The following is a 3668-nucleotide window of genomic DNA, read 5'->3' on the forward strand; positions in this document are numbered from 1 at the left end:
TGCGCGAAGCGCAGACCCGGAATCTCGAGATTCCGGGTTCGGTGCTTCGCACCGCCCCGGAATGACAAGTGGGGAAACCAATGGCCTTTCGTCAACGTCGCGAGAAACTGCGCGCCATCCTGTCCGGCGCGGGCTGCATCCGGCCGGGCTCGGTCTATGACGCCACCTCGATCCGGATCGCCGAGGATGTCGGCTTTGAGACGGCTGAAAGTGCCGCCGATCTGCCGATCGCGCAGGGCGCGGTCTACGTATTCAGCGACGGCGGGCTGAACAAATATAGTTAACTTGGGTCGTCATTCCGGGGCGGTGCGAAGCACCGAACCCGGAATCTCGAGATTCCGGGTTCTCGCTTCGCGAGCCCCGGAATGACGACTCGCGGCTACAGCAACCCTTCCTCGATCGCCTTGATCTGCAGCGCCAGATATTTCGAGTTGATCCGGCATTGCGCCAGACCGCCGGCAATGAACCAGAGGCCTTGCTGCGGCGTCCGCCGGTACATGTTGTTGAGCTCGCCATCATCGCCGATCCCCCACACCGCCCCGATGCGCTCGACCATCGCCTCGCCCAGCGCGCGGCGAACGAGCTCGACCTGCGGATAGTAGCCCGTCGCCAGCACGAGAACGTCGGCTGGCACGGTCGAGCCGTCCTTCAGGCGCGCGCCGCCGGCGATGAAGCGATCGATCCGGTCGTATTGCAGCAGGCCGATCTCGCCCTTGATCATGAGGGCCGAGCTGCCGGCATCGAGATTGTAACCGCCGCCGCGCCGGAAATATTTCATCTGATGGCCCGTGCCATCCTCGCCCATGTCATGCTTGAAGCCGATCCGCTTGAGCCCCTCAATCAACTCGCTGTCGAGCTCGAGCATCCGTTTCGCGACCCGCTTGTAGTTCTTGACGATCAGTGACGGTGTCGCCGAGGCCACGATGAGATCGCAATCCTCGAGCGGCGGGCCTTCGTCCCAGACCGCCTCGTTCAGCCTGGCACTGGGGTTGATGGAGACCACGGTGGTGCTGCCGCGCTGGATCAGCGTCGTGTCGACGCCCTGGCTGTGAAGGTCGAGCGCGATATCGTTGGCGCTGCTGCCGGTACCGAGCACGAGCGCCTTCTTCCCTTTCCACGGTGCGCCGCTCGTGAAGCCTTCGGAGTGCACGACCTCACCCTCGAAAGCGTCGATGCCGGGAAGTTCGGGGACGAATGGATAGCTGCTGACCCCATTGGCGAACACGAGATGGCGCGGCCGCATCACGTGTTCGGTTCCGTCAGACCCTCGCAGCCGGACCGTCCAGTGCTTCGCCGCTTCGTCCCAGGAGCCGCCGACGAACTCCGTGTCCGTCCAGCAGTTGATCTCCATGGCGTCGGCATAGAACTCGAACCAGTTCCCGAGCATGTCCTTTGGAATGTAGGTCGGGAAGGTTGGCGGAAACTCCAGGTAAGGCAGGTGATTGACATGGGTCGAATTGTGCAGCGCCAGGGAGTGATAGCGCTTCCTCCAGCTGTCTCCGATGCGAGGCCATTTCTCGACGACGAGCGTGTCAACGCCAAGCTGGTTCAGCCGTGCCGCGATCGAGAGCCCCGCCTGCGCCCCGCCGACAACGATGACGGCGGGCTCACGATCGTCAAAGGCTCTCGCCTTGCGGCGAACGTCTTCCCAGTTGTCGCCGCCGAAATTCCGCGAATACGCCGCACCGGATGGCCGGTTGGGACCGATCTTTTCCTCGTAGCCCCTCAACCCCTGGAGCGTGGTCGAGATCAGCCATGCCTTCAAGTCGTCGCCGCCGGCGGAGGCCGGAGACAGACGCATGATGCCGGCACCGTGCCCGTCGACGGTCTCGAACTCGAAAATCGCCTCGATGCATTCGCGGCCGACGCGGTTGGTCTTGCGAGGCGCCCTGCGGCCTGCAGGCAAATGGAACCCATGCGCCGCAGCCCGCCCTTGCTCTGCAACAAGCCGCGCCGCAACGTTGTCTTGGCCCTCGATCGCCGTGAAGTGCCACGTGAACGCAAGGACATCCCGCCAGTGGCAATCCTGATGAAGCAGGGCTTCGATGCCCGTCGTGCTGTTCGACACAAGCGCCGTTTCGAAGGCGGCGAGCCAGCGCATCGCGGAACGTCGGACGAGTTCCGCCTCCTGCAGCCGCTGCAGCGACCGGTCGAAATCATTCATCCTGGACCTCCTCGCCTGGCGCCGAAACGCGGGTTGATTAAAGCTCAACCTTTCGAGCTGCTGAACCCTCAATTTTCTAGGGAAGCGGGCTCAACCTCTGCAATGGGGGCAGGGGTTGATTGCGAGGCCCGATCGTAGTCAGCAAACGCTCTCCACCCTTTGGGCGGCGACGTCGCGCCCGCCAACAACCTCAGCGTCCCTCCGCGAACGGCGGCGCGGCATAGACCACCTTGCCTCCGACCGTGGTCAGCAGCGACCTGATCTTGCCGATCTCGTTCACCGGCGCGGTCAGATAGTCCGCCGACAGCACCGCCAGATCGGCGAGCTTGCCGGGCTCCAGCGTGCCGCGCTCTCCGTCATCATGGGCCATGAAGGCGGGATTGCGCGTGTACATTTCCAGCGCCTGCCGGCGGCTCGGCGCTTCGGCCTCGCCCCGGGTCGTGACGCCGCCGATGGTGGTGCCGTCGAGATACCATTGCAGCGAAACGAACGGGTTGTAGGACGACACCCGGTGGGCGTCGGTGCCGCCGGCGACCACGAGGCCGAGCTGCATCGCGGTTGCGATCCGCGGCATCTGCCTCGCCGTCTCGGCGCCGACCGCCTTCTGCAGCCGCTCGCCGGCGAAATAGAGCCCGTCCTGCACGCCCCAGATCAGGCCCAGCGCCTGCATCCGCCTCAAACTGTCCTCCGAGGCGTCGTAGAGATGCAGCACGGTCCAGCGCAGGTCGCGCACCGGAACATCCTTGTTGATGTCCTCGATCACGTCGAGCAGATCGTGCACGGTGCGGTCCGGGTTCCAGTGTAGTTGGATGGTGTAACCTTTGGTCGCCGCCCAGCGCAGCAGTTCGGCGAGCCTGGCCTTGCCGTCCGGCGTGATGTCGCCGTCGGTCCAGGCGGCCCAGATCAGGATCTCGCCCGGTCCGTTGAAATGCAGCATGGCGTCGCCGAACCCCTGCGGCAGCAACTGCGTGAGGTTCTGCAGGTCGGCGAGCTCGCTGCCGGGTTTCGGGGCGCAGAGGTGGTAGGCGATGCGCACCGTCAACTGCCGGTCCTGCCACAGCCTGAACAGCGTCTGATAGCTCGACGGATACATGCTGACGCCGCCGCCGTCGACGATGCCGGTGATGCCGAGCGCGTTCATCTCGCGGAAGAACTTTTTCGAGCCCTCGACCTGCTGCGCCAATGTCGGCTTCGGCAAGTGATCGAAGATCCGGCCGAGCGCATTGCCGTTAGCAAAGATGACGCCGGTCGGCTTGCCGTCGCGATCGCGCTCGAGCTGCCGCCCGGTGCCACGTCGGCGTCATCATGGATGCTCAGCGTCTCCATCGCGTTGGGCGAGAGCAGCAGCCAATCATAGAGATGCTGGATGTACACGGGATGATCGGCGGCGGCTTCCGCCACCTCCTGCGGGGTTGGCCGGCGCTTTTCGGCGAACTGCTCCTCGGTCCAGCCGCCCGCCACCACGATCCAGCTCCCCGCCGCCTGCGCCCTGGCGGCGTCTCGA

General features: G+C 64.7%; 1 protein-coding gene and 2 pseudogenes. 1 reads left to right on the forward strand and 2 read right to left on the reverse strand.

The genetic code is table 11. From position 1 onward, the window contains the following. Nucleotides 1-80: 80 nt before the first annotated feature. A pseudogene (locus JOY90_RS01965) lies at nucleotides 81-197 on the forward strand (oxaloacetate decarboxylase); the annotation flags it as partial. 182 nt (nucleotides 198-379) lie between these two features. Here JOY90_RS01965 and JOY90_RS01970 read toward each other — a convergent pair. Both JOY90_RS01970 and JOY90_RS01975 read right to left on the reverse strand, forming a co-directional pair. Then, entirely contained in the window at nucleotides 380-2164 is a 1785-nt protein-coding gene (locus JOY90_RS01970; protein WP_291689492.1) for an NAD(P)/FAD-dependent oxidoreductase, read from the reverse strand. A 190-nt stretch (nucleotides 2165-2354) separates the two neighbouring features. After that, nucleotides 2355-3628: pseudogene (locus tag JOY90_RS01975) on the reverse strand (amidohydrolase). Nucleotides 3629-3668 lie beyond the last annotated feature (40 nt).

It is taken from the genome of Bradyrhizobium sp. (assembly GCF_019242285.1).
Lineage (GTDB): Bacteria > Pseudomonadota > Alphaproteobacteria > Rhizobiales > Xanthobacteraceae > Bradyrhizobium.